The following is a 1,111-nucleotide window of genomic DNA, read 5'->3' as shown; positions in this document are numbered from 1 at the left end:
GGTGGATTCACAAACGAAGTGCAAATGCCAAATTATTACAGGTATTTGCATGAGGTTGACGAATGGCTTCCCACTACCAGCACCTGAGCTTTGAAGAACGCCGAAAGATTGCCAAATGGCGTGAAGGCAAGATGCCGGTGCCGGAAATCGCAGATCGGCTCTCGCGCCCAGCCTCGACAATCTATCGGGAGCTGAAGCGCAATACGTTTCTGGACGCCGAGCTTCCGCAGTATAGCGGCTACTATGCGGTGACGGCCCAGGACAAGTACGAGCGCCGCCGCGCGGTTCATCGAAAGCTGGTCGCCTACCCGGAGGTGAAGGCAGCGGTCGAGGATGCGCTCAAGGCGGGCTGGTCTCCGGAACAGATCGCCGGCCGGATGCGGCTTGAGCAGCACCGCATCTGCGTCAGCCATGAAACGATCTACCGCTTCGCCTATTCAAAGCTTGGCCTCGCGGAAGCCTTCTATCGTCATCTGCCCGAGCATCGCAGACGTCGCAGGCCGCGAAACCACCGACGACATCAGCGTAGTCACATCCAGGACAGCCAAAGCTTGTGTCACCGGCCGGCGGTTGTTGCCGAGCGTCAGGAGTTCGGCCACTGGGAATGCGATCTGATGATGTTCCGCAAGGAAAACGGCAAGGTGAATGTCACCTCCCTGGTCGAGCGGGTCAGCCGGTTTACCGTTCTCATCCGCAATGAGGATCGCCACTCCGAGCCGATCATGGAAGCGCTGATCGCGGGGCTCGCCCCCTTGCCCGCCGAAGCACGCCAGTCAATCACCTTTGATCGTGGCACCGAGTTCTCGGCATGGCGACGGCTGAAGGACGGGATCGGCGCTGCGAGCTGGTTCTGCGATCCACAGGCGCCGTGGCAAAAAGGAACGGTCGAGAACACGAATGGCAGGCTGAGAAAGCACCTGCCCCGCTCGACCGAACCGACGGCTCTGACAAATCGATACTTGAGGTCGATTTGCCAGAGCCTCAATTCCACACCGCGCAAGTGTCTGGGCTACCGAACACCCGCAGAGGTCTTTGAGAGCAACCTGATGGCTCTCAGAAACAGACTGGAATAGAAGAAAAACAACAATTTGCGCTTCGGCGTGAGTTCACA

The 1,111-nt window shown here is 58.5% G+C and carries 1 protein-coding gene; it reads left to right on the top strand.

Annotated features, from left to right (window positions below; all coding sequences use genetic code 11):
* Window positions 1–62: 62 nt before the first annotated feature.
* Entirely contained in the window at window positions 63–1,073 is a 1,011-nt protein-coding gene (locus IEX25_RS19770; protein ID WP_188717429.1) for an IS30 family transposase, read from the top strand.
* Window positions 1,074–1,111 lie beyond the last annotated feature (38 nt).

Source organism: Paracoccus acridae, assembly GCF_014642735.1.
GTDB lineage: Bacteria > Pseudomonadota > Alphaproteobacteria > Rhodobacterales > Rhodobacteraceae > Paracoccus > Paracoccus acridae.
Note: the sequence above shows the minus strand (reverse complement) of the source record. Positions and strands in the feature narration are given on the sequence as shown.

Excerpts from the sequence above, each read along its gene's own strand:
- IEX25_RS19770 (WP_188717429.1), top strand. The coding sequence starts at position 63 with ATGGCTTCCCACTACCAGCACCTGAGCTTTGAAGAACGCCGAAAGATT.